The sequence below is a fragment of the Rickettsia sp. TH2014 genome, from assembly GCF_019249195.1.
GTDB lineage: Bacteria > Pseudomonadota > Alphaproteobacteria > Rickettsiales > Rickettsiaceae > Rickettsia > Rickettsia felis.
This window is the reverse complement of the sequence record NZ_MXAX01000091.1, coordinates 1-558: the sequence shown is the minus strand read 5'-3', so window position 1 is coordinate 558 and position 558 is coordinate 1. Positions and strand designations below refer to the sequence as shown.

Below are 558 nucleotides of genomic sequence, written 5' to 3'. Positions count from 1 at the left end.
GCTTGGTATGAGTTATACGAAAGCAGATAACCATCTAAAATTCAGTAATAACAAGTTAGGCGATAGATCGAAAGTAAAGAGTGATTTTTACACACTTATTTGGACAGAGCCTTCATCTTGTCTAGAGCTTTCTGAAACATGCTGTACTATAATAAAAAGTACAGCTATTAATTTCAGAATGCAAGTACTAGACATCTTGTAATTTTTACCTGTGCGTAAATTTTGCTTGTAGCAGCAATATTTCAGATGTCTACAAAATTATAATTTCGTAGACATCGCTTTTATAGAATTGACTCTTCTTTGTCAGTAATTTACAAATTAACTCTTACTTTAATACTACCTGCATGCCCTTGATATTTTTTCGCTAAATTAGCATCATAATTAATACCATATTCCATCATATTATGTTTGATCGTAACACCTAGACCTAAATTATAATCTACTTTGTTACTTCTGTAGTTTATTGTTGGTAAACGCTCATCGATTCCAGCAAGTCTTGCATCCATTGCTGGGGTTTTATTCTTTATATTATAATTAATAAATCCATAAGCTTCTGGC

2 protein-coding genes are annotated in these 558 nt (G+C 31.5%); one reads left to right on the top strand and one right to left on the bottom strand.

Annotated elements, in window-relative coordinates; translation table 11 throughout:
* On the top strand, window positions 1-202 hold a 202-nt coding region (locus tag KYQ89_RS01565), incomplete at its 5' end, for a hypothetical protein (RefSeq protein ID WP_218460107.1).
* A gap of 109 nt (window positions 203-311) precedes the next feature.
* On the opposite strand, the gene KYQ89_RS01560 is transcribed toward KYQ89_RS01565, so the two are convergent.
* Window positions 312-558, bottom strand: a 247-nt coding sequence (locus tag KYQ89_RS01560; RefSeq protein WP_218460106.1) for an autotransporter outer membrane beta-barrel domain-containing protein, incomplete at its 5' end; no start/stop codon positions are given.